The organism is Sphingomonas jeddahensis, assembly GCF_001981525.1.
Taxonomy (GTDB): domain Bacteria; phylum Pseudomonadota; class Alphaproteobacteria; order Sphingomonadales; family Sphingomonadaceae; genus Sphingomonas; species Sphingomonas jeddahensis.
Map to the genome: position 1 here is coordinate 12,424 of NZ_MPSB01000014.1, position 23,867 is coordinate 36,290.

Annotated in this window: 24 protein-coding genes and 3 tRNA genes; 13 read left to right on the forward strand and 14 right to left on the reverse strand. The window is 66.8% G+C overall.

Going from position 1 to position 23,867, the window contains the following annotated elements; translation table 11 throughout:
- Positions 1-51 precede the first annotated feature (51 nt).
- Complete coding sequence (locus SPHI_RS12890; protein ID WP_076745369.1) at positions 52-846, reverse strand: Coq4 family protein; 795 nt, start codon at positions 844-846, stop codon at positions 52-54.
- A 123-nt stretch (positions 847-969) separates the two neighbouring features.
- Here SPHI_RS12890 and SPHI_RS12895 point away from each other — a divergent pair, with 123 nt between their 5' ends.
- Positions 970-1,662 (forward strand): HAD family hydrolase, encoded by a 693-nt coding sequence (locus tag SPHI_RS12895; RefSeq protein ID WP_076745415.1) that lies wholly within the window; start codon positions 970-972, stop codon positions 1,660-1,662.
- An 81-nt stretch (positions 1,663-1,743) separates the two neighbouring features.
- On the opposite strand, the gene SPHI_RS12900 is transcribed toward SPHI_RS12895, so the two are convergent.
- Positions 1,744-3,165 carry a sigma-54-dependent transcriptional regulator gene (locus tag SPHI_RS12900; RefSeq protein ID WP_076745370.1) on the reverse strand — a complete coding sequence of 474 codons (1,422 nt, stop codon included), beginning with the start codon at positions 3,163-3,165 and terminating at the stop codon, positions 1,744-1,746.
- A 126-nt stretch (positions 3,166-3,291) separates the two neighbouring features.
- Between SPHI_RS12900 and SPHI_RS12905 the strand changes: the two genes are divergently transcribed.
- The 5 genes from SPHI_RS12905 (at position 3,292) to SPHI_RS12925 (ending at position 7,763) form a co-directional block, all read left to right on the forward strand.
- A complete protein-coding gene (locus tag SPHI_RS12905) occupies positions 3,292-3,426 on the forward strand; it encodes an aa3-type cytochrome c oxidase subunit IV (protein WP_083719988.1) in 135 nt (44 codons plus the stop codon).
- A 3-nt stretch (positions 3,427-3,429) separates the two neighbouring features.
- Entirely contained in the window at positions 3,430-4,551 is a 1,122-nt protein-coding gene (locus tag SPHI_RS12910) for a Re/Si-specific NAD(P)(+) transhydrogenase subunit alpha (protein WP_076745371.1), read from the forward strand.
- 223 nt (positions 4,552-4,774) lie between these two features.
- Positions 4,775-5,074 carry an NAD(P) transhydrogenase subunit alpha gene (locus SPHI_RS12915; protein ID WP_076745372.1) on the forward strand — a complete coding sequence of 100 codons (300 nt, stop codon included), beginning with the start codon at positions 4,775-4,777 and terminating at the stop codon, positions 5,072-5,074.
- A gap of 105 nt (positions 5,075-5,179) precedes the next feature.
- The gene (locus tag SPHI_RS12920) at positions 5,180-6,688 is read left to right on the forward strand and encodes an NAD(P)(+) transhydrogenase (Re/Si-specific) subunit beta (RefSeq protein ID WP_076745373.1); all 1,509 of its coding nucleotides are present in this window, start codon (positions 5,180-5,182) and stop codon (positions 6,686-6,688) included.
- A 127-nt stretch (positions 6,689-6,815) separates the two neighbouring features.
- Complete coding sequence (locus tag SPHI_RS12925; RefSeq protein ID WP_076745374.1) at positions 6,816-7,763, forward strand: winged helix DNA-binding protein; 948 nt, start codon at positions 6,816-6,818, stop codon at positions 7,761-7,763.
- Between the two features lie 390 nt (positions 7,764-8,153).
- Here the strand turns inward: SPHI_RS12925 and SPHI_RS12930 are convergent.
- Positions 8,154-8,229 (reverse strand) — tRNA-Val (locus tag SPHI_RS12930).
- 182 nt (positions 8,230-8,411) lie between these two features.
- On the opposite strand from SPHI_RS12930, the gene SPHI_RS12935 reads away from it, so the two are divergent.
- The gene (locus SPHI_RS12935; protein ID WP_158049710.1) at positions 8,412-8,939 is read left to right on the forward strand and encodes a DUF2141 domain-containing protein; all 528 of its coding nucleotides are present in this window, start codon (positions 8,412-8,414) and stop codon (positions 8,937-8,939) included.
- Here SPHI_RS12935 and SPHI_RS12940 read toward each other — a convergent pair whose 3' ends face one another.
- Complete coding sequence (locus SPHI_RS12940) at positions 8,940-9,443, reverse strand: hypothetical protein (RefSeq protein ID WP_076745376.1); 504 nt, start codon at positions 9,441-9,443, stop codon at positions 8,940-8,942.
- A 142-nt stretch (positions 9,444-9,585) separates the two neighbouring features.
- Between SPHI_RS12940 and SPHI_RS12945 the strand changes: the two genes are divergently transcribed.
- Positions 9,586-9,662: transfer RNA gene (locus tag SPHI_RS12945), tRNA-Arg, on the forward strand.
- Positions 9,663-10,135: 473 nt separating this feature from the next.
- Here SPHI_RS12945 and SPHI_RS12950 read toward each other — a convergent pair.
- The gene (locus SPHI_RS12950; protein ID WP_076745377.1) at positions 10,136-10,849 is read right to left on the reverse strand and encodes an anti-sigma factor family protein; all 714 of its coding nucleotides are present in this window, start codon (positions 10,847-10,849) and stop codon (positions 10,136-10,138) included.
- Positions 10,850-10,852: 3 nt separating this feature from the next.
- Positions 10,853-11,311: an RNA polymerase sigma factor gene (locus SPHI_RS12955; protein WP_233130925.1), complete on the reverse strand. Its 459-nt coding sequence runs from the start codon at positions 11,309-11,311 to the stop codon at positions 10,853-10,855.
- 186 nt (positions 11,312-11,497) lie between these two features.
- Here SPHI_RS12955 and SPHI_RS12960 point away from each other — a divergent pair, with 186 nt between their 5' ends.
- Entirely contained in the window at positions 11,498-12,742 is a 1,245-nt protein-coding gene (locus SPHI_RS12960; protein WP_233130923.1) for a S8 family serine peptidase, read from the forward strand.
- A 116-nt stretch (positions 12,743-12,858) separates the two neighbouring features.
- Positions 12,859-13,656, forward strand: coding sequence for a hypothetical protein (locus SPHI_RS14905; protein ID WP_144036202.1), 798 nt, complete (start codon positions 12,859-12,861; stop codon positions 13,654-13,656).
- Between the two features lie 269 nt (positions 13,657-13,925).
- Here the strand turns inward: SPHI_RS14905 and SPHI_RS12965 are convergent, their stop codons facing one another.
- Entirely contained in the window at positions 13,926-16,415 is a 2,490-nt protein-coding gene (locus SPHI_RS12965; RefSeq protein ID WP_076745380.1) for an ABC transporter permease, read from the reverse strand.
- On the reverse strand, positions 16,412-17,128 hold the full coding sequence (locus tag SPHI_RS12970) for an ABC transporter ATP-binding protein (RefSeq protein WP_076745416.1): 717 nt from the start codon (positions 17,126-17,128) through the stop codon (positions 16,412-16,414). Before SPHI_RS12970 ends, SPHI_RS12965 begins: the two co-directional genes overlap by 4 nt.
- A 47-nt stretch (positions 17,129-17,175) precedes the next feature.
- Here SPHI_RS12970 and SPHI_RS12975 point away from each other — a divergent pair, with 47 nt between their 5' ends.
- Positions 17,176-17,832 carry an arylesterase gene (locus tag SPHI_RS12975; protein ID WP_076745381.1) on the forward strand — a complete coding sequence of 219 codons (657 nt, stop codon included), beginning with the start codon at positions 17,176-17,178 and terminating at the stop codon, positions 17,830-17,832.
- Positions 17,833-17,860: 28 nt separating this feature from the next.
- Here the strand turns inward: SPHI_RS12975 and SPHI_RS12980 are convergent, their stop codons facing one another.
- The 4 genes from SPHI_RS12980 to paoA are packed head-to-tail and all read right to left on the reverse strand — an operon-like array spanning position 17,861 to position 21,954.
- Positions 17,861-18,145, reverse strand: a complete 285-nt coding sequence (locus SPHI_RS12980; RefSeq protein WP_076745382.1) for a DUF3861 domain-containing protein — start codon at positions 18,143-18,145, stop codon at positions 17,861-17,863.
- 1 nt (position 18,146) lies between these two features.
- On the reverse strand, positions 18,147-20,363 hold the full coding sequence (gene paoC / locus SPHI_RS12985) for an aldehyde oxidoreductase molybdenum-binding subunit PaoC (RefSeq protein ID WP_076745383.1): 2,217 nt from the start codon (positions 20,361-20,363) through the stop codon (positions 18,147-18,149).
- 5 nt (positions 20,364-20,368) lie between these two features.
- The gene (locus SPHI_RS12990) at positions 20,369-21,319 is read right to left on the reverse strand and encodes an FAD binding domain-containing protein (RefSeq protein WP_076745384.1); all 951 of its coding nucleotides are present in this window, start codon (positions 21,317-21,319) and stop codon (positions 20,369-20,371) included.
- Positions 21,316-21,954, reverse strand: coding sequence for an aldehyde dehydrogenase iron-sulfur subunit PaoA (gene paoA / locus SPHI_RS12995; RefSeq protein WP_076745385.1), 639 nt, complete (start codon positions 21,952-21,954; stop codon positions 21,316-21,318). Before paoA ends, SPHI_RS12990 begins: the two co-directional genes overlap by 4 nt.
- 194 nt (positions 21,955-22,148) lie before the next feature.
- Between paoA and SPHI_RS13000 the strand changes: the two genes are divergently transcribed.
- The gene (locus SPHI_RS13000; protein WP_076745386.1) at positions 22,149-22,547 is read left to right on the forward strand and encodes a c-type cytochrome; all 399 of its coding nucleotides are present in this window, start codon (positions 22,149-22,151) and stop codon (positions 22,545-22,547) included.
- A 15-nt stretch (positions 22,548-22,562) separates the two neighbouring features.
- On the opposite strand, the gene SPHI_RS13005 is transcribed toward SPHI_RS13000, so the two are convergent.
- Positions 22,563-22,638: transfer RNA gene (locus SPHI_RS13005), tRNA-Lys, on the reverse strand.
- Positions 22,629-23,132: a 2-amino-4-hydroxy-6-hydroxymethyldihydropteridine diphosphokinase gene (gene folK, locus SPHI_RS13010; RefSeq protein ID WP_076745387.1), complete on the reverse strand. Its 504-nt coding sequence runs from the start codon at positions 23,130-23,132 to the stop codon at positions 22,629-22,631. Before folK ends, SPHI_RS13005 begins: the two co-directional genes overlap by 10 nt.
- Positions 23,133-23,155: 23 nt before the next feature.
- On the opposite strand from folK, the gene SPHI_RS13015 reads away from it, so the two are divergent.
- A complete protein-coding gene (locus SPHI_RS13015) occupies positions 23,156-23,818 on the forward strand; it encodes a uracil-DNA glycosylase (RefSeq protein WP_076745388.1) in 663 nt (220 codons plus the stop codon).
- Positions 23,819-23,867 lie beyond the last annotated feature (49 nt).

Consider the following 23,867-nt stretch of genomic DNA (forward strand, 5'->3'; position numbering starts at 1 on the left):
GCTTGCTCAGCAGCCGTGAAGCGGCCCTCCCCGCAGATCGGGGAGGATAGCTTACGCCGCCAGCCGTTCCGGCTCGGCGGCTTCTTCCCGCTGCTGGCTGAGGTAGGAGGCCATTTCCTCGCCGAGTTCTTCCTGCGCGCGCTTGTACATCACCGGTTCGGTCAGGCCGAGGCGCTTGCGGGCGGCGCCCAGCGGCTCGTGCATGAGCTTGAGGTAATCCTCGCCGGCCAGCCACTTGGCCGCCTTGCCGCGCTGATATCCCTCGATCACGGCGCGCGCGAACAGCGTGCTGCCGGTGATGCGCAGGCTCTTGAGCGCGGCCGCCGAACCGATGAACGCCCAGCCGGCGCCACCGACCTGCGCGTAGCTGAACGCCACCAAGGCAGCCTCGCCGAGACTTTCGTCCGCCTTGTAGCCGGTCAGCACATGCCAAATGTCGTGCATGTCGCGGGTGCGGCGACCGAACCAGGCATAGGGGTGATCGATCTCGACGTTAGCGTTGCCTTCCCGGCTGACGGCGACGAGCCCGTCGGCCGAATAGCCGGTGCTGTCTAGGAAATCGCGATAGGCGGCACCGACGGTGCCGGGCGCGAAACTATCGACCCAGGTGCGATCCGAGAAGCGTTCGGCCAGTTCGGCCTGTTCGCGCGCGATCCGGCCACCTTCTTCGGTGCCGAGCAGCCGCGCATAGCCGGACTCGGTGCTTCCGACGTTGAGCGCGCGCATGATGCGGAACACCTGAACGGTGTCATCGCCGTTGTTGAGCAGCTTCTTGATCGCGTCGAGCGCCGTGGTCCAGTCACGACGACCCGTGCTGCCGGGGAAGGGAGGAAGCTTTGCGGCCATGTGATTCGGCTCCTTACTGACAGACGTGTTAGTAAGTTTGCGTGGCTGCTGCGTCAAGCATTTGAGGCGTGTCTAAATGTTGCCGGATGGCTGACGCTACGCCGCGCTGCTATGGCGTCGCGCATGCCGATCGATCTCATCTGTCTCGATGCCGACGACACGCTTTGGCACAACATGCGCTTCTTCGCGGCGGCGGAGGAGGCGTTCGTGGCGATGCTGGCGCCGTTCGCCGAGGCCGGGATTGCGCGCGAGCGGCTGGCGGAGGTGGAGGTGCGTAACTTGCCGCTCTACGGCTATGGCGCGAAGAGCTTCACGCTGTCGATGATCGAGACGGCGCTGGAGTTCGGGGCGGACGCCGGCGCGGTGCGCGACGTGCTGGAGGCCGGGCGTGCGCTGCTGGCGCATCCGGTGGAGTTGCTCGATGGGATCGAGGCGACGCTGGAGGCGCTGGCGGCACGGGCGCGGCTGGTGCTGGTGACCAAGGGTGACCTGTTGCACCAGGAGATGAAGCTTGCCGCCTCGGGGCTGGGCGAGCGGTTCCACGGGGTGGAGATCGTCAGCGACAAGACGGATCAGACGTTCGCGCGGTTGTTCGCCCGTTATGGCGTGGCGCCGGAGCGGGCGCTGATGGCAGGCGATTCGATACGGTCGGACGTGCTGCCGGCGCTGGCGGCGGGGGCTTGGGCAGCGTTCGTGCCGCAGGAGGGTGCGTGGGCGCATGAGGTCGCGCCGCCGCCGGTGGATGCCGCGAGATTTCGGGAGCTCGGGAGCCTGGCGGAGCTGCCGGCGTGGGTGGCGGAGATCGAGGAGGCGTGAGGGGTCGCTGATGCTGGCGCTGGCGGACACGCCCCTCCACCAGCCTTCGGCTGGTCCCCCTCCCCGTGCCGGGGAGGATAGTTACGCCGCGTTGTCGATGCCGAGTTCGCCGAGCTTGCGGTACAGTGTCGAGCGGCCGATGCCGAGGCGGCGAGCGACTTCGGTCATTCGGCCGCGGTAATGGCCGATGGCGAGCCGGATGACGTCGGCCTCGATTTCCTCCAGCGCGCGCAAATTGCCGTCGGGCCGGAACAGTTCGACTCCGCCCGATGTCGCCATATGCTGCGGCTGGGGCGTGCGGATGCGGCGGGCGTTGAGCGTCGCGATCTGCGGGAAATCGGCGCGGGTGAGGGCGTCGCCCTCGCAAAGCACGGCGGCGCGGAAGAGCGCGTTCTGAAGCTGGCGGACGTTGCCGGGCCAATCGTAATCAACCAGCAGCGCCAGCGCATCATCGGTGATGCCAAACTGGCGCAGGCCCGGCTGGAGCGCGATCCGGGCAAGCAAGTGACGGGCGAGGGCGGGGATGTCCTGCGCGCGCTCGCGCAGCGGCGGGATGGTGACGGGAACGACGTTGAGGCGGAAATACAGGTCCTCGCGGAAGCGGCCGGCCTCGACTTCCTCGACCAGCCGCTTGTTGGTGGCGGCGATGACGCGGACGTCGACCTCGCGCGCATGACGGGCGCCGAGCGGATGAACCATGCTGGTTTGCAGCGCGTCGAGCAGCCGTGCCTGGGTCTCGAGCGGCATGTTGCCGATTTCGTCGATGAACAAGGTGCCGCCATCGGCTTCGGCGAACTTGCCGATCTTGCGATCAAAGGCGCCGGCGAAGGCGCCGGGCTCGTGGCCGAACAATTCGCTGTCGATGAGATTGGCGGGCAGGGTGCCGCAATCCACCGTCAGCATCGGCTTCTTCGCGCGCGGGCTGGCGGCGTGGACGGCTTCGGCTACCACTTCCTTGCCGACGCCGCTTTCGCCCTCGATCAGCACCGCGACTCGGGCGCGGGCGGCCTTGGCGGCGATGGCGAGCGCGGCGCGGAACTGGGGCGCGGACCCGACGATCTCGTCGAAGCCGAGCATTGCCGGGATCTTCTCGGTCAGCGGGCGAAGCTCGCCCGCCGCGGTGCCGGCGACCGCGGCGTCGAGCGCCTGGAGCAGGCGTTCGGGGGCAAGCGGCTTGACCAAGAAATCGGTGGCGCCGGCGCGCATCGCGTTGACGGCATGGGCGACCGAGCCGTTCGCCGTCACCACCAGAACCGGCAGCGCCGGGCGGCGGACGCGCAGTTCGGCGATCAGCGCGGAGGCGTCCGCGTCTTCGCCCCAATGATCAAACAGTATCGCATCGAGCTGCATTCCGTCCTGCGTGCCGAGCGTGGCGATCGCGGTCTCGGCATCGCCGGCAAACAAGGTACGCCAGCCGCCACGGGCCGCCAGCGCCGCCACCAGACGGCGCTGTGCGGGTTCATCGTCGATCAGCATCAGCATCCGCTGGCCGTTGCGCGTCATCGTGTGTCCCGTTGCATCCCGATGCCGGCTTTAGAGCACGCAAGTAAAAGCTCGCTTAAGCAGGCTTGAGGCTTCATCGCTCTTCTGATTAAGACGCCACCCGACATAGTGGGAAAGAGGATAACCATGGCCCAGCACGGTACGAACCCCGGCGACTACAAAACCCACGAATCCACGTACGGCAAGGTCATGGGGATGATGAAGTGGGGCACGGTGGTGTGCGTGGCGCTTGCCGCGCTCGTCGTCTGGCTGATCGCGTAAGCCATGAAGATCGCTGTCCTCAAGGAGGGGGCGGATGGCGAGCGGCGAGTGGCAGCAACACCGGAGACGGTGAAGAAGTTCATTCAGCTGGGGGCCGAACTCGCCGTAGAAGCGGGTGCGGGAACCGACGCATCGATCGCTGATCAAGCCTATCGCGACGCCGGCGCTGCCGTCGTTGATCGTGCAACCGCGCTGGCGGGTGCTGACATCATCTTGGGCGTGCAGGGGCCGGACCCCGCATCGCTGGCGGGCGTGAAGCCTGGCGCGTGGCTCGCGGCGGGGCTGAACCCGTTCGGCGAGCGGGCGCGGGTGGACGCCTATGCCGCGGCGGGGATCGAGGCGCTGGCGATGGAGTTCATGCCGCGGATCACGCGCGCGCAATCGATGGACATCCTGTCGTCGCAATCCAACCTGTCGGGCTACAAGGCGGTGCTTGACGCCGCGGGCGAATATGGCCGGGCGTTTCCGATGATGATGACCGCGGCGGGGACGGTCTCCGCCGCCAAGGTCTTCGTGATGGGCGTGGGCGTCGCCGGGCTTCAGGCGATCGCCACCGCGCGGCGGCTTGGTGCGCAGGTCTCCGCCACCGACGTGCGATCGGCGACCAAGGAGCAGATCCTGTCGCTGGGCGCCAAGCCAATTTTTGTCGAGAATGTGGCCGGGATCGAGGGCGAGGGATCGGGCGGTTACGCGACCGAGATGAGCGCGGAATATCAGGCGGCGCAGGCTGAACTGGTGTCGGCGCACATCGCCAAGCAGGATATCGTCATCACCACCGCATTGATTCCGGGGCGCCCGGCGCCGCGGCTGATCAGCGATGCGCAGGTTGCGACGATGCGCGCGGGCAGCGTGATCGTTGATCTGGCGGTGGAGCAGGGTGGCAACGTCGAGGGCGCGGTTCCCGGCGAGGTTGTGGTGCGGCACGGCGTGAAGATTGTCGGCCATCGCAACGTGCCTTCGCGATTGGCGGCGGATGCCAGCGCGCTGTTTTCGCGTAACCTGTTCAACTTCCTGTCGGCGTTCTGGGACAAGGAACAGGGGCGCCCGGTGCTGGACGAGGAGATCGGCGACGCGGTTCGGCTGACCCGAGACGGGAAGGTCGTGAACGCGAGGCTCTTGCAGTGATCCTCTCCGGAACGGTGAGGGGCGCCGCTCGCGAAGCGAGAGGTAAAGGGGGCGTTCCCCACCCGATCCGTCCGGAGGTGACGCTCGCTTGCAAGCAGCGGCGGTCCATGAGCTATCCCGGGATGCTGCTTTGGCAGCGTTCCGGGGGAACGCCTCGGCTCGCGCCCTCCACCATGTTTCGCATGGTCCCCCTCCCCGGGCCGGGGAGGATCAGGAGTAGATCATGAACTTCATCGCTATTTTGTCGATCTTCGTGCTGGCGTGCTTCGTCGGCTATTTCGTGGTCTGGTCGGTCACGCCGGCCTTGCATACGCCACTGATGGCGGTGACCAATGCGATCTCGTCGGTCATCATCGTTGGCGCGCTGATTGCCGCGGCCGCTAGCGGTTCCCCAAGCGCCAAGTGGCTGGGGCTGCTCGGTGTGGTGCTGGCGAGCGTCAATATCTTCGGCGGTTTTGCCGTCACCCAGCGCATGCTGGCGATGTACAAGAAGAAGGAGCGGCCGGCGGCCGCCAAACACTGATTTCGTCATCCCGGGCCTGGTCCGGGGTTCCGCTCCTTTTGGGGTGGGTAGAAACAAGCGGGACCCCGGATCAAGTCCGGGGTGACGAGTAGGGGGTAGAGGATAGTGGAACACGTCGCGGACAATCCCTGGGTGGCGCTCGCCTATCTGATATCGGGCGTGTGCTTCATCATGGCGCTACGCGGGCTTTCCAGCCCGGAGAGCAGCCGGCGCGGCAATCGTTATGGCATGATCGGCATGGCCATTGCCGTGCTGACGACGCTCGCGACGCATGTGCCGACCATGCCGGTGCTCGCGGTGGGCGAGGTCGGCGGCTATGATTATGCCGCGATCCTCCAGCGCGTCGACGCGCTGGCGATGTTCGAGATCCTTGCCGCGATCGGCATCGGCGCGGCGATCGGCGTGGTCACCGCGCGGCGCATCGCGATGACGGCGATGCCGCAGCTCGTTGCCGCTTTCCACAGCCTGGTCGGCATGGCCGCGGTGCTGGTGGCGATCGCAGCGTTCCTCAATCCGGTGGCGTTCGGGATCGCGGACGTCGTGACGCCGCTGATCGGCGCGCCGTTTGCCGCCATTCACGGCGTGAGCCGGATCGAGATGATCCTGGGCGTCGCAATCGGTGCGATCACCTTCTCAGGTAGCGTAATCGCCTTCCTCAAGCTCAACGGCAACATGGGCGGCGCGCCGATCATGCTGCCGGCGCGCCATGCGATCAATCTTGGCGTTGCGCTGATGATCGTCTGGTTCTCCTTCTCCTTCTGGATGACTCAGGCGCCGCTGGATTTCTGGATCGTTGTCGCCCTGTCGTTCGCGATCGGCTTCCTGCTGATCATCCCGATCGGCGGCGCGGACATGCCGGTCGTGGTGTCGATGCTGAACAGCTATTCGGGCTGGGCAGCGGCGGCGATGGGCTTCACGCTGCACAACACCGCGATGATCATCACCGGCGCCTTGGTCGGCAGCTCGGGCGCGATCCTCAGCTACATCATGTGCCGCGCGATGAACCGCAGCTTCATCAGCGTTATTGCGGGGGGCTTCGGCGCGGAGTCGGGTCCGAGCGGCGGCGGCGCGGCCCAGATCGACCGGCCGTGGAAGCGCGGCTCGGCCGAGGACGCGGCCTTCCTGATGAGCCAGGCCGAACAAGTCATCATCGTGCCTGGTTACGGCATGGCCGTTGCGCAGGCGCAACACGTGCTGCGCGAAATGGGCGACAAGCTGAAGGCCGAAGGCGTGCGGGTGAAATACGCCATTCACCCCGTGGCGGGGCGTATGCCGGGGCACATGAACGTGCTGCTGGCCGAGGCAAACGTACCCTATGATGAAGTTTTCGAACTGGAGGATATCAACTCCGAGTTCGCGCAGACCGACGTCGCCTTCGTGATCGGCGCCAACGATGTGACCAATCCGGCGGCAAAGACCGACAAAACGTCGCCGATTTATGGCATGCCGGTGCTTGATGTGGAGAAGGCCAAAACGGTTCTTTTCGTAAAACGATCAATGGGCGGTGTCGGCTATGCGGGGGTCGACAATGAGGTGTTCTACCGCGACAACACCATGATGCTGTTGGCCGATGCGAAGAAGATGGTTGAGGAGATCGTCAAGGCGCTTGATTGATCCAAGCTCCTCCGGATCGGACACGAATTCAGTATGGCAGCAATGCCAAACCATTACGGATGTTGGATAGCCGACAAGTAATAAGGTGAATGATCGGGTTTGGTCGCGCATTGGAGCGGAGGGGCGCATGCATCTGACTGGACGCGAATATCATGCCGAGTTGAACAGCAGGTTCGATGCTGTGGTGATCGCCCCCGGTGACGGCGGGGCAGGGGGGGAGCTGGCCGTAACGGGGGCGGTGTCGCTGGCCGGGGGGCGCGTCGTGGCTGCTTCTCCGCTGGAAGAAGCGACTCGGCGGATCGCGGATATCGGATCGCGACCCCTGGTCTTGCTCGATGCACGCGATGTATCCGAGGACGATCTGGTCCGCACATTGTCGCGGCTCGACGGCCTGGTGGCGGGACGTGACCTGCCCATGGTTGTGGCGATCGGAACGGAGCAGATCGACATTGCGGCCGCCGGGCTGATCTTGTCGCGCCATCAGATCCTGTGCGATCCGGAGCCAGCCGACTGGATCGGGGCGATCGCAGCAGCGCAGGGCGACAGGCAGTTGGCACTGCACGACCGGGTCAGTGAGGGGGAAGCCGCGCGACTTGCCAAGCTCAACGCCGAAGTGGCGCGAATCGCCGATGTGCTCGCACGCCTTTCCAAACATGACGAGCAGCCGCGGTCGCTCGTGGTGGCCGAAACCAGCTTCGACTATGTCGCGCAGCAGAGCGAAGAGCACGCGATCAGCGCGGCCGACATCCGCCAAATCGTTCGAGCGCGGCGGCTGCGCGACCGTTATGTAGGGGCAGGGCTGTTCGAGGATCCTGCCTGGGACATGATGCTCGACCTTTACGCCGCCCATCTGGAACGCGCGCATGTCTCCGTTTCCAGCCTGTGCATCGCGGCGGCGGTGGCGCCGACCACGGCCCTGCGCTGGATCGCGCGACTGACGGAGGCGGGGCTGTTCGAACGCCGGCCCGATCCCTTCGACCGGCGGCGCGCCTTCATGTCGCTTACCGAGCGCGGGCTGGACGCAATGCGCCGCTATGTCGCCATGGCGCGTGCGCTGGGCCTACCGGTGGTTTGAGCAGCGCAGAGGTTACGATTCGCGGTCTGGTGGTCAGCGTTCGCGCGCGGACAACGGTCGTGTGATGTCTGTCGAGACGCGTTCGGGCCGAGCCCGTGATCGTTGCGCGTCTCTCGACAGGTTCACGACGGAAGGGGCAGCTCGTCGGGACTCATGCGAGCTCGCGCTGAAGCGAAACTCAACACGGCTGATCCGCCTGCTAGCGACGGGCGGGCTTTCGACGGGCCGGCGCATTCCGCTGCCGGCCATTGTCTGCCAACGGGAGATCGGATGTCGGTGATCCGGCAGCGCGCTTCGACGGGCTCAGCGCAAACCGTCAGCGACCACTGGCGGTGGCGAGGCCTGCACGACGTTTCCCGCGAAATACCCGGGATCAGTCGATGGCGGGGGTGGTGGGCGCTGACGGGTTCGAACCGCCGACCTACTCGGTGTAAACGAGCCGCTCTACCAGCTGAGCTAAGCGCCCCTGCGCACAGGAGGACGCTCCTTTAGCGCGCCGCGGGAACGGCGCAAGGCTCAAGGCGCCTCTGATGTCATTGCCGCTCGAGGTGAGGTCGTGTGCTGACACTTGCTGCCACGCCAAATGCGGCCGAGTTTCGCCGACGAGTTGCCCTGATTGCGCCATCACAGCCTGCCAGAGCGATGAGCATGAAGACACTGCCATTACTCGCTTTTGTCGCCATGCTTTCCGCGAGCTCAGTCGCCGCGCAGGGTAATGGCGCGATCCTTGGCCCTTATGCCGCGCGGTGCACGAGCGGAAATGCGCCAGCCATCCTGGTCAATGTGGTGGGCGTGAAGCAGCGGACCGGCGCGTTGCGCCTGCGCACCTATGGCGGCGCGACCTCGACGTGGTTCGAGAAGAAGGGCTGGATCACGCGTGTTGAGATACCGACGCCGGCGAGCGGGCCGATCCGGATCTGCATGCCGGCGTCCGCACCAGGCACCTATGCGATCGACTTGCGCCACGACATGAACGGCAATGGTGAGACGGACCGCTCCGACGGGGGCGGTGCTTCGGGCGATCCCAAGGTGACGCTGCTCGATTTTGTGTTCGGTCGCAAGCCTTCGCCCAAGGTGACGGCGGTGGCGGTGGGACGCGGCGTGACCGAGATCACGATCACCGCGATGTATTTGAAAGGCGGCGCGCTGCGTCCGGTGAAGCCGGGCGCGCAATGATCAGGCGGGCGCGAGCCGCGTCTGAAACGCTGTGATCCGTGCCGCCTGTGATTGAGCGGCGGCGCGGACCTGCTCCACGGCGGCGGTAAGCTGTGCATAATCGGGCAAGAGGGCGAGCGCGCGTTCGCTTGCCAGATCCTCGAGGTCCGATCCGATCTCCACCGCGGCCGACCGACGGGCGTCGAGCTCAGCCAATGCGACTTGTGCGTCAAGCCAAGCTTCGCTGCCGGCTGGTGCGTTGCCGGCGCGGGCAACGAGACGCTCCGCGGCAGCTGCTGCCGTATCGAATGCCGCCGTGCGTTCCGCCAGCTTCGTCAGGACGGCGGCGATCCGCGCATCGAGCGCCGGGTCGGCTGCGGGTGCCGGCGGCGCGGAGACGACAGGCTCCTCCAGGCTCGCCGATTCGGCGGCGCGGGGCAGAAGCGAGGGATAGCTGCCGGGAGCGGCGCAGCCGGCAGCGAACAGCGCGAGGGCGAAGGGAGCGAGAAGGGCGCGCGGCGACATGGCTGTATGCTTAAGGCCCAAACGCAGTGAGGTCGAGGTCGTGCCCGCGGGGCGTGTTGGTGAGCCGGATCCAAAAGTAAAAAAACTTCTGCGCAACGCTCTTGCGCGATCTGAAAGTCGCTTCTATCAACGCCACTCCAACGCGCCCGTAGCTCAGCTGGATAGAGCATCAGACTACGAATCTGAGGGTCGGACGTTCGAATCGTTCCGGGCGCGCCAAGCTTTTCAAGCGCTTAGCTCCAGACCGCACCAGAGCGGTTTGGAGCTAAGTAGCAAATGGATAGCAAGCGGTGGAAGTCGCAGAAGGTAGTACCTTCGTCCTTCTTCAGAGTGAGCGCTGCTTGCGATACTCCGTTCGCTAACCTGACGATATTTCCGCAAATCTCAAACAGACTTTGACGAAGTCGCTGGTCTGCGACCCATGCCGACGGACCGTGCGCGGGTTGTTTGCGGAGGTCTTGCATGTTTCTAGCTCACATCAGCAAACAATTGGCTTGGGTGATCTTCTCCTTGACCTGTGTTTGAGCAGACCCATGAAGACCGAATCGGTTTATCTTGGGCGCTTTCACCAAGTCGAGAGCGCGAGCCTCCTCTATTGCGCAGGTCCAAACACCTAGTACCGCTTCGCGGAATAGCCGACGGCTGTCGTGACGGTTGGTTTCGAAAGAGTGCTATTGTGCAATCGATTCTCGTCAGGGCTGCCAGTCAGCGGCTTCGGCAGCCTTCTCCTGGTGCGCATCCATGGCTTCGCCTGAAATCATGTTGTCGACGATTGCCGCAGTGGCCGAACTCCCGGCCAGGCGGTAGTCTCCGGTCTTCGCGCGCTCCCGAGACAACAAGCCTTCCAGCTGCCAATCCTTTCCCTTGCGGCAGGCCACCCCCTCCACGTTTTCGGCAGCAAAGCTTCGGCAGATCGCTCCTCCGTGATTCCGAAAGGTCAGGCCGATCCTTACGGGCGCCTCGCTGCTCTGCGCGCTGGCCAACTGTGTAGTGAGAGCATCGTCCAGCCAGTTTGTTGCGACCAACTGCCCTTCACGTTCCGCCACTGATCCCGTGCGGTCGCTGCCGCTGAAGGCCGCGCCGCCAATGACGCCCGCTACCAGGGTCGCCGCCATCGCAGCCCAGTGTGGCGCGCGCCAGGAGACAAGGCGCCGATCCCGGCGGGAACGCTCGTCTGCTAGAGAAACCACTTTGCCGTCGGCCGCGGCAGTGACCGGACGCAGCGGTGGGACCGGCGCGTCGAGAATGGTTGAGAATGCACACTGCAGCTCTGCCGCGAGAGCACGATGTTCGGCCACGGTCTTTTGCAGGACGGGGTCAGCGGCAATCTTCGCCTCGATCCGGATCAGGTCCTCGCCCTCAAGTTCGCCGTCGATATAGGCGAACAGTGCTTCTTCATCGGTCATGGGTCAGCCCTCCTTGACCATGGCGAGCAGCGCGGTGCGCCCTCGGACAAGCCGGCTTGAGACGGTGCCGATCGGCAGGTCCAACAGCTCTGCAGTTTCGCGATAACCAAGCCCATCGATGAGGACGAGAGCCACCACCTCGCGTTGCTCGAGCGGCAAACGTTCCATCGCGCGCATCAATCGATCCAGATCGAGGCGCGCGTCGATCTGAGGTCTGGGATCGTGCCCGATATGCTCGCCAGCCTCTGCGGACTCGATAATCTTGCAACTGCGGGCGCGTGACCGAACCGTATCGATCCAGCAGTTGCGCATGATGCGGTATAGCCACGCGTCGAGCCGGCTGCCTTCCTGCCATTGCGTTCGTGCGCGAAGGGCACGCTCGATCGTCACCTGGGTCAGATCGTCGGCATCGGCCCGGTTGGCCGCAAGCCCATGCGCGAAGCGCCGCAGTCGCGGCAGCATGTCTTCCAGACCCTTCTCGAATGCGCTCAACTGGATTTCCCGTCTTCATGCGGATGAAACGACACAGCCGGCACGTTTAATCCCGCGAGAGCCGATAAAGAAGGAACAGCCGTGCCCCGCCCGTATCACCGAACCCTGTTGGCGCTTAGCGCGGTGATCATGACAGGCAGTGAAGGACATGCCCAGTTGCTTCCGTCCCTTGGCGGCGTCCCCGGCCAAGTGGTGGGAGGCGTCCTTGGGACCACCCCGGCCTCGCCGACCTCGACCGTCGTTGTTCCCGTGATTGACCGCCTCAACAACGTCGCCAGCACGGTGGGCGGAAACACCGCCAGTCTGCTTGATCTGCGCCGTGCCCGTTTGCGCGCGCTGATACGTGACAATCGGCGCTTCCTTGATGCTGACCGCGACGGCAATCCCGTGCGCAAAGGCGAACTCATCGCTATTGATCCGCCGGCGGACACACTGGCCCGAGCGCGCGGCGCGGGATTTCGCGTGCTCCGTGACGAGCGGATCGAGGGCGTGCCACTGCGCGTCGTGACGCTGGCACCGCCTGATGGCGACGACACCCGCGAGGGCCTGGCGCGTCTGAGGCGGATCGCTCCTGAAGGCGAGTTCGATTATGATCATGTGTTCGAACCGGCCGGTACGTCGCTGATGCCGCTCGGCGGAGCCGCCGCCGCAGCTTCGGTACAGTCGCGACCCGCGGCTATCGGCATGATCGACGGCGGGGTTTCCAACCATCCATCGCTTCGAGGCGCTGCCATCGAGCAGCGCGGGTTCGCTGCCAACGGTGCGCGACCAAGTGGCCACGGCACCGCTGTCGCTTCGCTGATGGCCGGAGCCGATGGAAAATTTCGGGGCGCGGCCCACGGCTTTCCACTTCTCGTCGCCGACGTTTATGGCGGTGATCCGACGCAGGGGTCGGCGGTGACGATCACGCGCGCGCTGGGTTGGCTGACCTCGCGCGGAGTTCGCGTCATCAATATGAGCCTGGTCGGGCCATCCAATCCCCTGTTGGAACGCGCCGTAGCCGCAGCACGCGGTCGCGGCGTCCTGATCGTGGCGGCCGTTGGGAACGACGGGCCGGCGGCGCCTCCGGCCTACCCGGCCTCCTATCCTGGCGTCATCGCTGTCACCGGAGTCGATAATCGCAGCCGCGCACTCCCGGAGGCGGGAAAGCCGCTCCATCTCGACTTTGCTGCTCCTGGGGCTGACATGGCCGCGGCCCTGCCGGGGAGTGGTTACGCCGCGGTGCGAGGTACCTCCTTCGCGGCGCCGTTCGTAACCGCAAGGTTGGCGATCGGCGGCGGCGGCGCGGCGGCAGTTCAAGCGGTTACGCGAGAAGCGATAAGCGGACGCGGCAAGGTCGGCAAAGGCATCGTGTGCGGGGCCTGCCGTGTTTCCCCAAGCGATGTTCAAGCTAAGCGCTAGTAAGGCCGGGGGGCGTTTGCGGACGGTATTTCGCTCCTTCGGGATGAAAGCGTGAAGAGCGGTCGTTTGCCTTGTGAAGGAAGCATCGGAGACTTCCCCACTCAAGGAGCTACGATATGAAGAAGCTGATCATCGCTAATGCACTGGTCCTCTCTGCGATGGCCGGGGCCTCGCCTGTGCAGGCGCAATTGTTGGGCGGCGGCTTGGGCGAATCGCTGGGTGGAACCATTAGTGGCACGCTTAACGGTGCTGGGTCGCTTGGAGGCACGCTGGGCCCCGTTGGCTCAGCGACGCAGAGCGTCACCGGTTCGGTAACCGGCTCAGGAAGTGCCAGCGCCAGCAAGTCTGTCGATGCCAAATCAGGTTCCGTGAATGCAGATGCGGGCCTTGCAGGAACGGTCACTGGAACTGTGAACAGGGTGACGTCGGCCGATGCTCTGGGCAATTCCTTGGGCGGAAGTAGCTCTGCATCGGGCAGTCAGTCGTTCAACAGGAGCGCAAGCGTCGGCGTGCAGGGCGTCGGCACCGATGCGGTTGGGGCTTTGGCTGGCCAAGCATCCGGCATGACCCAGAGCAGTGCGAGCGGCGCAGCGTCGGCGGCTGGCCAGACAGCGGGCCAAGCATCCGGCAGGGCCCAAGGCAATGCCAGCGGCGCAACGTCGGCGGTCGGTCAGACGGCTGGCCACGCATCCGGCATGGCCCAGAGCAGTGCCAGCGGCGCAGCGTCGGCGGCCGGCCAGACGGCTGGTGAGGCTCGTGGCTCGGGCCAAGGTGCGGTCTTTGGCGCTGGTTCGCTGGCAGGCAGCGGCGCGCGCGCCGTCTCCTTGCCGTCGCTGAACGGGGGAGCCACCGCCGCTGGTTCAGGATCTGCAAGTGGTCAGGGCGCTACCGCGGTGACGGCTTCTCCGCAGTAATATGAAGGCGTTGTAGAACGTGGAGGCGTCGCCTGAGCAGGGCGACGCCTCTATTCTATGCCGATCTCGCGGTGTCCAGCGCATCGATCTTTGATGGTCAGTGCTGCATCATGCAGCAGCACCGGCCAGACGGCGGCGGTTGGTGCTGGTTGGGGGCGAGCTTCGGGGCGGGACCCCAACTTCCCGGTGGTGGAGGGTTGGCGGGAGCCAAGGGTGGCAAAAGCCGCGCCTCCATTTGATGTGTAGCTGCGCCTTCTCGCCCGCGCGGTTCAGTTGCTGCGAAGCCCGCTCGATGGAGTGGCGCTGAGGGCCGGCAGGCTGCTCGCGACGCCGACGCCGAGCGTCGCCACTATCGCAACGGCGAGGGTAGCGGCAACGGTGAGCGGGTCGGGCGCCCAGCCGAGGTCGAGCACTTGCGTGACGACATACCAGCCGCCCGCCGTGCCGATCAGCAATGGGACGGCCGCGAGCAGGAGGGCGAGCAGCGCATATTCGATCGCCTGGCCGGCGAGGAGCTGTGCGCGGCTGCCGCCCAGAAGCTTCAGGATGATCGTGTCGTAGCGGCGCGCCTGGCCCGATGCAGTGACGGCGCCGATCAGTACGACGATGCCGGCGACCACCGTTACCGCGGCGGCGGCACGGATCGCGAGGGCGATCCGGCCGAGCAACTCGCTGACCTGCCCAATGACGTCGCCGGTGCGCAGCATGGTGACGGAGGGGAGTGCTTGCGCAACCGCGGCGGCGATCGCGCCGTCGCGGCCGGGCGGGGCATAGACGCTGGCGAGGATGCCGTGCGGTGCTTCCTGAATATAGCCGGGCGAGAAGATCAGCGCGAAGTTGAGGCCGAGGCCCTGCCAATCGACCTTGCGGAGCGCAGCGATCTTCGCCGGCACCTCGACGCCGAGGACGGCGACGGTGATCTTGTCGCCGACCTTGAGGCCGAGCTGTTCCGCGGCGCGATCTTCGAGCGAGATGAGTGGCGGGCCGTTATAGTCGCGCGGCCACCATTTCCCTGCAACGACCGTGTTGCGCGGGGGGACGGTGGAGGACCAGGTGATGGTGCGATCGCCGCGCAGGATCCAGGCGCCTTCGGGCAACGTCTTCAGCTCGGCGACGCGCTGGCCCTTGAGCGCGACGATCGAGCCGCGGAGCGACGGCACCGCTTCGATCGTGGCATTGGGCGCGGCCCGGCGGATGGCGCTGCGGAAGGTTGGTTCGTCCTCCGGTTGAACGTCGATGGCGAAGAAGCGCGGCGCCTTGGCAGGGGCGGCGCTGGCGAGTTCGTTCGAGAGGCTGGTGTCGATCACCGCCAGCGCGACGAACAAGGAGAAGCCGAGGCCGAGCGCGACCACCAGCCGGTCGGTCTGCGCGCCGGGGCGGTGGAGGTTGGCAAGGGCAAGGCGGAACAAGGGGCGGCGCGGGCGCGGCAGGCGGGCGAGCAGGCGGCGCAGCGCGAGGCCGAGCAGCCAGAGCAGCACGACGAGCACGAAGGTGGCGGCGACGAAGCCTAGCGCGATGCTGCGGTCGCTGGCGGTGACAACCGCTAGTGCGACGAGGGCGCCGAGGATCGCGGCCATGCCGGCGAGGATGGCGGCGCTGGGCCGGCGGGCGGCGGCTAGGGCGTCGCGCAGCAGGCTCGCCGCGGGCACCGACCGCGCGCGGGCGAGCGCCGGGAGCGAGAAGAGCAAGGCGACGAGCAGGCTGGGCCCGGCGGCGGTGGCGAGCGGGGCGGGGTAAAGCGCGAGCCGCGGGGGCACGGGCAGCGCGCTGCCGGCAAGCGCGCCGACGATCCACGGCACGGCGGCGCCGAGCGCAAGACCGGCGGTGACCGCGATCCCCGCGACGAGGCCGATCTGGATCAGGAACAGGCCGGCGATCGTGCCCGATTGCGCGCCCAGAACCTTGAGCGTGGCGATCATTCGGCCCTTGCGGTCGAGGTAGGCGCTCACCCCGCTGCCGATGCCGATGCCGGCGATGGCCAGCGCGGCCAGGCCGACGAGGAGCAGGAACTGGCCGAGCTGATCGATGCTGCGCTTGACGTTGCCGGCCGCGTCCTCGGGCGTGCGCGGGGTGAAGCCGGCGCTGGGGTAGCGGCGGACGATCGCGTTGCCGACTTGAGCGGGGTCTAGGCCGGGGCGCAGGAGGATGCGGGTGCGGGTCTGGTAGAGGCTGCCGGGCTGAATGACTTGCGTCGCATCGAGGCCGGCCATGTCCACCAGCGCGGTGGGGCCGAAGCTGAAGCCCAGTGTGTCGGGCTCGGCAGCGATCAGGCCGATGATACGCATCCGGGCGGCGCCGATGCGGATGGTGTCGCCGACCGTGACGTCGAGGCGCTCGGCCAGCGCGGGGGCGATGGCGACCTCGCCGCCTTGAGGGCGGGGCTTGAGCGCGCCGGGCTGGAGATCGAAGCGGCCGATTAGCGGCCATGCCTCGTTCACCGCGCGCAGGTTGACCAGCGCGGGGGTGCCGCCCGCGAGCCGCTGGGCCATGGTGTTGACCTGGATCGCCTCCGAGGTGCGGCCGTAGGCGGCAAAGGCGGCATTCTCCTCGACGGTGGGGCGGCGCTGGGAGACGCGCAGTTCGAGGTCGCCGCCAAGCAACTGGCGGCTCTGTTCGTCGAGCGCGCCGGTGATTGAGGCGGCGAGGCTGCCGATCCCGGCGAGCGCCGCCGTGCCGAGAAACAGGCAGACGAGCAGCAGCCACAGGCCCCGCCCGCCCGCGCGCAGGTCGCGGATCGCGAGCCGCCAGGCGTTGGTCATGCCCCGGTAACGGGGGCAGCGCTGTCGCTGACGATGCGGCCGTCGGCGAGCGCGATCACCCGGCCGCAACGCTCGGCCAGCGCGGGATCGTGGGTGATGACGAACAGCGTCGCCCCGGCCTCGGCATGACGGGCGAAGAGCAGGTCCATGATCGCGGCGCCGGTGCTGCCGTCGAGATTGCCGGTCGGCTCGTCGGCGAAGAGCAATGCGGGGCGGGGGGCGAGCGCGCGGGCGATGGCGACGCGCTGCTGCTCGCCGCCCGAGAGCTGCGCGGGATAATGGGTGAGGCGGTGACCGAGGCCGACCGCGGCCAGTTCGGTTTCGGCGCAGGCAAAGGCGTCGGGCGTGCCGGCGAGTTCGAGCGGGACGGCGACATTCTCCAGCGCGGTCATCGTCGGCAGGAGGTGGAAGGCCTGGAGGATGATGCCGATACGGCCGCGGCGCGCGACGGCGAGCTGGTCTTCGCTGAGCCGATCGAAATCGAGCCCGGCGACGCGGACGTGGCCGCTGGTGGGCTGCTCCATACCCGACAGCAACGCCATGAGCGAGGACTTGCCCGAGCCGGAGGGGCCAAGGAGCGCGACGCTTTCGCCCTGACGCACCGTCAGATCGATGCCGCGCAAGATCTCGGTACGGGCGGGCGGCTTGCCCAGCGCCAGCGTCAGATTGCGTGCATGAATGACGGTGTTACCGGAGCCGGAGCTATGGGAAATCGGGCTATCGGCCTCAGATGAGCCGGTAGCGGGCGATGGAGAAGCGGATGCTGTCACGGACGCGGGGATACAGGGCGATCGGGGTCGCTGTCCATTTGCTCCTGCTGGCGCTGGTGGTGGCTGCGATGCCGGCGCGGGCGCAGGCGCGCGGGCCGCTGATCTGGGCGCTAGGGGATAGCCTGACCGCAGGCTATGGCTTGCCGCCGGCGCAGGGGTTCACCGTACGATTGCAGGCGGCGCTGCGCCGGAGCGGCGTGGCGGCGACGGTGAAGAATGGCGGCATCGCGGGCGACACGTCGGCGCAGGGGCGTGCGCGGCTCGCCTGGGGGCTGCGCGGGCTGGGGCGCAAGCCGGACCTGGTGATCGTCGAGCTTGGCGCCAACGACATGCTGCGTGGGCTGCCGCCGGAGGCGACGGAGAAGAACCTCGACCTGATCCTCAGCGAGCTGAAGCGACGCGAGATCCCCGTGCTGTTCGTGGGGATGCGGGCGGCGCCGAACCTTGGCGCGGCGTATCGGCGGGCGTTCGAGGGATTGTATCCGCGGCTGGCGCGACGCCACGGCGTGCCGCTGTATCCGTTTTTTCTGGAGGGCGTGGCGGGGAATGCCGCGCTGTTCCAGGCGGACGGGCGGCATCCCAATGCGCGCGGGGTGGAGGTGCTCGTGCGGCGGATGACGCCGGTGGTGCGAGCAGCGTTGCGATAGGCTATCCTCCCCGTGCCGGGGAGGACATTTAGCTCTCCTCCACCGGCGTCGCCTTTAGCTTCTTCATGAAGGTGCCGATGTGAGGGGCCAGGTTCGCGAACAGCGGGTGGTTGCGGTGGTGGAGCATGGTTTCGGTGAACAGCTTCAGCCCGATGGCGAAGCTGGCGGCTTCGTCATCGGGCACGATCGCCTTGGCGCGGATGCGCTCGACGATCGAGAAGAGCTCGTCGTGGTTCGCCGTCTCGAACACGAGCGGCGCGGCCGTGTTCTCGGCATCAAGCGGCTCGACGGTGACGCGATAACGATGGGGCACGTCAGGCTACCGCCGGCAGCTTTTCAAGGTGCTTCTCCAGCGTGATCGGATAGTCGCGGACGCGCACGCCGGTGGCGTTGTAGATCGCGTTCGCGACCGCCGCGCCGACGCCGCAGATGCCGAGTTCGCCGACGCCCTTGGCCTTCATCGGATTGGCATATTCGTCCGCCTCATCGAGGAACACGACCTCTTGGTGCGGGATGTCGGCATGCACCGGGACTTCGTAGCTGGCGAGATCGTGATTGACGAAGAAGCCGAAACGCTTGTCGACCGCCAGTTCCTCCATCAGCGCGGCGCCCGCGCCCATCGTCATCGCGCCGATCACCTGGCTGCGCGCCGACTTGGGGTTGAGGATGCGCCCGGCGGCGCAGACCGCTAGCATGCGGCGGATGCGGGTGACGCCGGTATAGGCGTTCACGCCGACCTCGACGAAGTGCGCGCCGAAGGTGGAAAGCTGGTGCTTCTTCTCCAAATCGCCAAACTCGATCTTGTCCTCAACGACCAGCTCGCCGGCGGAGGCGGCGTCGCGCAACGCGGCTGAGCGGTTGCCGCTTTTCACCTGGCCGGCCTCGAACACGGCGTCGGCCGAATTGTAGCCGAGCCGCTGGGCGACTTGCTCACGCAGCTTGGCACAGGCAGCATAGACGCCGGCGGTCGAGTTGGCAGCTCCCCATTGGCCGCCAGAGCCGGCGGAGGCGGGGAAGGAGCTGTCCCCGAGCTTCACCACCACCGCTTCCGCGGGCACGCCCATCATCTCGCCCGCGGTCTGGGCGATGATCGTGTAGGTGCCGGTGCCGATGTCGGTCATGTCGGTTTCGACCGTCACAATGCCGTCGCGTGACAGGCGAACGCGCGCGCCCGAGGTGGTGTTGATGTGGTTGCGGAAAGCCGCAGCGACGCCCATGCCGACCAGCCACTGACCGTCGTGGACCTGCGCCGGCTTGGCATTGCGGCGGTTCCAGCCGAACTTGTCCGCGCCTTCATTCAAGCAGCGGATCAGCTGGCGCTCCGAGAACTTGCGCTCGGGCTTCTCGGGATCGACCTGGGTGTCGTTCTTGATGCGGAATTCGACCGGATCCATGCCGAGCCTTTCCGCCATCTCATCCATGGCGATCTCTAGCGCCATCATGCCCGGCGCTTCGCCCGGCGCGCGCATGGCGTTGCCTTCAGGCAGGTCGAGCACGGCGAGGCGCATCGCGGTCATGCGGTTGGCGCCGGCGTAGAGCAATTTGGTCTGCTGCACCGCCGTTTCCGGGCCGCCATCAGGCAGGTCGCCCGAGCCGCTTTCGTGCGCGATGGCGGTGATCGTGCCGTCCTTCATCGCGCCAATTCGGATGCGTTGGTGCGTGGCGGGGCGGTGCGTGGTGTTGTTGGCGATGAACGGGCGCGGGAGGGCGACCTTCACCGGCCGCTTAGCGGCCTTGGCGCCCAGCGCGGCCATCAGCGCGTCGGCGCGGACGAACAGCTTTCCGCCGAAGCCGCCGCCGATGTATGGCGAGATTAGGCGGACCTTGTCCTCGGGCATGTTCAGCGTCAGCGCGACGTCGCGCTTGCTCCAGGCGATCATCTGGTTGGAGGTCCAGAGCGTCAGCTCGTCGCCGTTCCAGGCGGCGACCGAGGCGTGCGGCTCCATCATCGCGTGGCTGTGATCGGGGGTGTGATATTCGGCGTCGAGCTTCACCGGCGCGGCGGCGAACGCTTCTTCGAACTTGCCGACGCGCTCGACGGGCGGGGCGCCGCTGTTCGGGCCGCCGGAGCCGCCGACGAGCGGGGCCACCTTTAGCTGTTCGGTAAGATCGTAGCGGCCCTTCTCGCGCGCATAATCAACGCGGACCAGCGACGCGGCGGCGCGGGCCTGTTCGAATGTCTCGGCGACGACCACCGCGACCGCTTGGTGGTAATGCTCCACCTCGGGGCCGGCGAGCAGCTTGGCGGTGTTGTTCTTGCCCTTGCCAAGCTTGCCCGCCTCCGCGGCGGTGACGATCGTGATGACGCCGGGCGCGGCCTTGGCGGCCGCGGTGTCGATGCGGGTTATGCGGCCCTTGGCGACGCTTGATCCGACGATCGCGCCGTACGCGACATTCTCGATGTCGTGATGCTCATAGGCATAAGGCGCGAGGCCGCTGGTCTTCAGCGGGCCATCGATACGGTCGTGGGCGCGGCCGATCACCTTCAGGCGGTCGATCGGGTTGGTTCCCTCGGCTTGTTCGAACTTCATGGGTCTCAGGCCTTCGCTTGAGCGATGACGGATGCCAGCGCGCGGGTCGCGAGTGGCAGCTTGAAGGCGTTGTCCTTGGTCGGCGTGGCGCCTTGGAAGGCGCGCGCGGTGACCGCGGCGGCGCCCTGGGGCACCAATGCCTCCGCTTCCTCGACACGCCACGGCCGGGGCGCGACGCCGCCAAAGGCAACGCGGCCGGTGCCGTCGGGCTGGATCACCGCGGCGACCGACACGAGCGCGAAGGCGTAGGAGGCGCGGTCGCGCACCTTCTCGTAGAAATGCTTGCCGCCGAGCGGGCGGGGCAGGGTGACGTGAGTGATGAGTTCGCCCGGACGCAGCACCGTGTCCTGCTCGGGACGATCGCCCCACAGGCGGTGGAAGTCAGCGATCGGGATCGAGCGACGCTCGCCCTGCGGGTCGATCGTCTCGATCACGGCGTCGAGCACGCGAAGGCCGACCGCCATGTCGCCGGGGAAGGTGGCGATGCACTTGTCGGACACGCCGATCAGGCCGAGCTGGCGCGAATAGCCGCCGATCGCGGCGCAGCCCGAGCCGGGCTTGCGCTTGTTGCAGGGCATGTTGATGTCGTAGAAATAGGGGCAACGCGTGCGCTGGAGCAGGTTGCCGGCGGTCGACGCCTTGTTGCGCAGCTGGCCGCTGGCACCGGCGACGATCGAGCGGGTCAGCACGCCATAGTCGCGGCGGACGCGCTCGTCGGCGGCGAGATCGGTGTTGCTGACCAAGGCGCCGATGCGCAGCCCGCCCTCGGGCGTCTGCTCAATTTTGTCGAGATCGAGATCCTGCACATCGACGAGGTGGGTGGGCGTTTCCACCTCGATCTTCATCAGATCGAGGAGGTTGGTGCCGCCGGCGATGAACTTGGCGCCCGGCTTACCCGCGACGATGCGCGCGGCGGCGACTGGATCGGTCGCGCGTTCGTAGGTGAAGGCCCTCATGCCTTTGCTCCTGCAACCTCAGCCATCGCATCCGCGATGTTGGAATAAGCGCCGCAGCGGCAGATGTTGCCGCTCATCCGTTCGCGCATTTCAAGCGCGGTGAAGCCGGGCTTCTCCGCTACATCGGCTTGGACGTGGCTGGGAATGCCCTTCTTGATCTCGTCCAGCACCGCGACGGCCGAGCAGATCTGGCCGGGCGTGCAATAGCCGCATTGATAGCCGTCGTGCTTCACGAATGCGGCCTGCATCGGGTGCAGCTTCTCCGGTGTGCCGAGGCCTTCGATCGTGGTGATCTCGTCGCCTTCGTGCATCACCGCGAGGCTGAGGCAGGAATTGATCCGTTGACCGTCGACGATGACGGTGCAGGCGCCGCACTGCCCGTGGTCGCAGCCCTTCTTGGTGCCGGTGAGGTGGAGGTTCTCACGCAAGGCATCGAGCAGGGTGGTGCGGGTATCGACCGTCAGCGAGCGCTGCTCGCCGTTGACGGTGAAGCGGACAGGCATCATCGGCGGCTCCGAGGCTTTGGCGGGCGACTGCGGCGCGCCGCGGGCAGGGGTGGCGGCAACCGCCACGCTGGCGGCGCTTCCGGCGAGCACGCCGCGGCGCGACACTCCGGCTTCGATAAAGTCCGACATGGACCTCGGTTCCTTATGGTTTGGCTGAATTCGGTACGAATGGGCGGGCGGGCGCCCTTGCGGGCATCATAACGCAGAAACGAAGCGTTTGGACCCCCGACGTGAGCGCAGAGTTTGCTTCGGGCGAAGGGGAGTCGAAATTGGCGGCATCTGGGTTTCGAAACAGGCGGTGTGGATCGCTGACGGCGTTGGTGATGGTGCTGGCGGGGTGCAGCGACAGCGGTCGCGAGGAGCGGCGGCGGGCGGCAGGGCCGGGTGCCTCTTTCGCCGCGCTGATGCGGGTGGCGGATGCCGAAGCTGGCGCCGCCGCCTTTGGCCAATGCGGTGCCTGTCACACGGTGCGCCGGGGCGGCGGGGATCGCAACGGCCCGAACCTGTTCGGAGTGGTGGGCTCGCCGATCGCCGGAAACAGCCCGCGCTTCGGCTATACGGCGGCGCTGCAGGACGTAGGCGGTGATTGGACGCGTGAGCGGATGGACGCGTGGCTCACCAACCCGCAGCGCTTTGCGCCCGGCACGTCGATGCGCTTTCCAGGCGTGGCCGATCCGCTCGTCCGCGCAGACATCATCGCTTATCTGGCAACGCAGAAATGACGCTTGCGGAAGCGCTGGTGGGTCCGCCGGGGCTCGAACCCGGGACCTCTCGATTAAAAGTCGCTTGCTCTACCGACTGAGCTACGGACCCGCACCAGCGCCGCTGCGCCTAGGCAGAGCGCAGCGGCGGGTCAACCGGGCATGTAGCTGACGCACCGTAAGTCCCGTCAGCGGATCGCGCCAGGAGGGGGCTAAGCGCGCGAGCGGCGCGAGGACAAAATCGCGCATGCGGAAGGCGGCGTGGGGGATCGTCAAATCGCTGTCTTGATAGGTGCCGCCGGACCATAGGATCAGGTCGAGATCGATCACGCGCGCGCCCCAGCGCTGGCCGCGTCGGCGGCCGAAGCGGCGTTCAATCGCCTTCAGCGTGCGCAGCAGCTCACGCGGCGAGGCATCGCTCTCAATGATCGCGACGGTGTTGGCGAAGCGGCGGATCGACGGGCCGAGCGGGGCGCTGTTGATGATCGGAGCGACCGCGACCACGCCGCGCAGCGCGGCAAGCGCGGCGGCGACTTCGTGGGCGGGCGTGCCATGGCGGCCGCGTCGGTTCGATCCCGCCGCCACGACATAGGTTGAGCGCGTCATGCTTCACCGCCTATCGGGTCGCGATGAACTTCGCACCCTCCGCCATGCCGGCGACCGAACCGCCCCAGGATTGTCCGCTCTGCCCGCGCCTGAGGGGTTTTCGCCACGCGCTGCGCGCTGAATATCCAGATTGGTGGAATGCGCCGGTGCCGGCGTTCGGGGACCCGAATGCGTGGTTGGTGATCGTCGGGCTGGCGCCGGGCAAGCATGGCGCCAACCGGACCGGACGGCCGTTCACCGGGGATTATGCCGGCGAGCTGCTGTATGCGACGCTGGCCAAATACGGGCTGAGCGAGGGGCAGTTCGAGGCGCGGCCGGATGATGGGCTGCAATTACGCGGCGTGATGCTGGTCAATGCGGTGCGCTGTCTGCCGCCCGAGAACAAGCCGACGCCCGAGGAAATCCGCACCTGCCGCCAGTATCTGGAGGCGCCGCTAGCCGAGCTGCCCAACGCGGCCGTGTTCATCGCGCTGGGGCAAATCGCCCATCAATCGGCCGTCAAGGCACTGGGCGGCAAGCTGCCGAAGGCGAAGTTCGGGCATCTGGCGGAGCATCGCATGCCGGACGGCCGCCTGCTGATCGATAGCTATCATTGCTCCCGCTACAACCAGAATACCGGGCGGCTGACCGCGCCGATGTTCGAAGCGGTGTTCGAACGGGCATTGGCGATCCGTGAGGCGGGTTGATCGGCCTCTCCGCGGAAAGTCCAGGCGTGCGCGCGATAATCGGACCCCA

Excerpts from the sequence above, each read along its gene's own strand:
- SPHI_RS12950 (WP_076745377.1), bottom strand. The coding sequence starts at position 10,849 with ATGACCGATGAAGAAGCACTGTTCGCCTATATCGACGGCGAACTTGAG.
- SPHI_RS12940 (WP_076745376.1), bottom strand. The coding sequence starts at position 9,443 with ATGTCGCCGCGCGCCCTTCTCGCTCCCTTCGCCCTCGCGCTGTTCGCT.
- SPHI_RS12955 (WP_233130925.1), bottom strand. The coding sequence starts at position 11,311 with ATGCTGCCGCGACTGCGGCGCTTCGCGCATGGGCTTGCGGCCAACCGG.
- SPHI_RS12900 (WP_076745370.1), bottom strand. The coding sequence starts at position 3,165 with ATGACGCGCAACGGCCAGCGGATGCTGATGCTGATCGACGATGAACCC.
- SPHI_RS12915 (WP_076745372.1), top strand. The coding sequence starts at position 4,775 with ATGAACTTCATCGCTATTTTGTCGATCTTCGTGCTGGCGTGCTTCGTC.
- SPHI_RS12975 (WP_076745381.1), top strand. The coding sequence starts at position 17,176 with ATGCTGTCACGGACGCGGGGATACAGGGCGATCGGGGTCGCTGTCCAT.
- SPHI_RS13015 (WP_076745388.1), top strand. The coding sequence starts at position 23,156 with ATGAACTTCGCACCCTCCGCCATGCCGGCGACCGAACCGCCCCAGGAT.
- SPHI_RS12935 (WP_158049710.1), top strand. The coding sequence starts at position 8,412 with ATGAAGACACTGCCATTACTCGCTTTTGTCGCCATGCTTTCCGCGAGC.
- SPHI_RS12905 (WP_083719988.1), top strand. The coding sequence starts at position 3,292 with ATGGCCCAGCACGGTACGAACCCCGGCGACTACAAAACCCACGAATCC.
- SPHI_RS12895 (WP_076745415.1), top strand. The coding sequence starts at position 970 with ATGCCGATCGATCTCATCTGTCTCGATGCCGACGACACGCTTTGGCAC.
- SPHI_RS13000 (WP_076745386.1), top strand. The coding sequence starts at position 22,149 with ATGGTGCTGGCGGGGTGCAGCGACAGCGGTCGCGAGGAGCGGCGGCGG.
- SPHI_RS12890 (WP_076745369.1), bottom strand. The coding sequence starts at position 846 with ATGGCCGCAAAGCTTCCTCCCTTCCCCGGCAGCACGGGTCGTCGTGAC.
- SPHI_RS12925 (WP_076745374.1), top strand. The coding sequence starts at position 6,816 with ATGCATCTGACTGGACGCGAATATCATGCCGAGTTGAACAGCAGGTTC.
- SPHI_RS12910 (WP_076745371.1), top strand. The coding sequence starts at position 3,430 with ATGAAGATCGCTGTCCTCAAGGAGGGGGCGGATGGCGAGCGGCGAGTG.
- folK (WP_076745387.1), bottom strand. The coding sequence starts at position 23,132 with ATGACGCGCTCAACCTATGTCGTGGCGGCGGGATCGAACCGACGCGGC.
- SPHI_RS14905 (WP_144036202.1), top strand. The coding sequence starts at position 12,859 with ATGAAGAAGCTGATCATCGCTAATGCACTGGTCCTCTCTGCGATGGCC.
- paoC (WP_076745383.1), bottom strand. The coding sequence starts at position 20,363 with ATGAAGTTCGAACAAGCCGAGGGAACCAACCCGATCGACCGCCTGAAG.
- SPHI_RS12965 (WP_076745380.1), bottom strand. The coding sequence starts at position 16,415 with ATGACCAACGCCTGGCGGCTCGCGATCCGCGACCTGCGCGCGGGCGGG.
- SPHI_RS12990 (WP_076745384.1), bottom strand. The coding sequence starts at position 21,319 with ATGAGGGCCTTCACCTACGAACGCGCGACCGATCCAGTCGCCGCCGCG.
- paoA (WP_076745385.1), bottom strand. The coding sequence starts at position 21,954 with ATGTCGGACTTTATCGAAGCCGGAGTGTCGCGCCGCGGCGTGCTCGCC.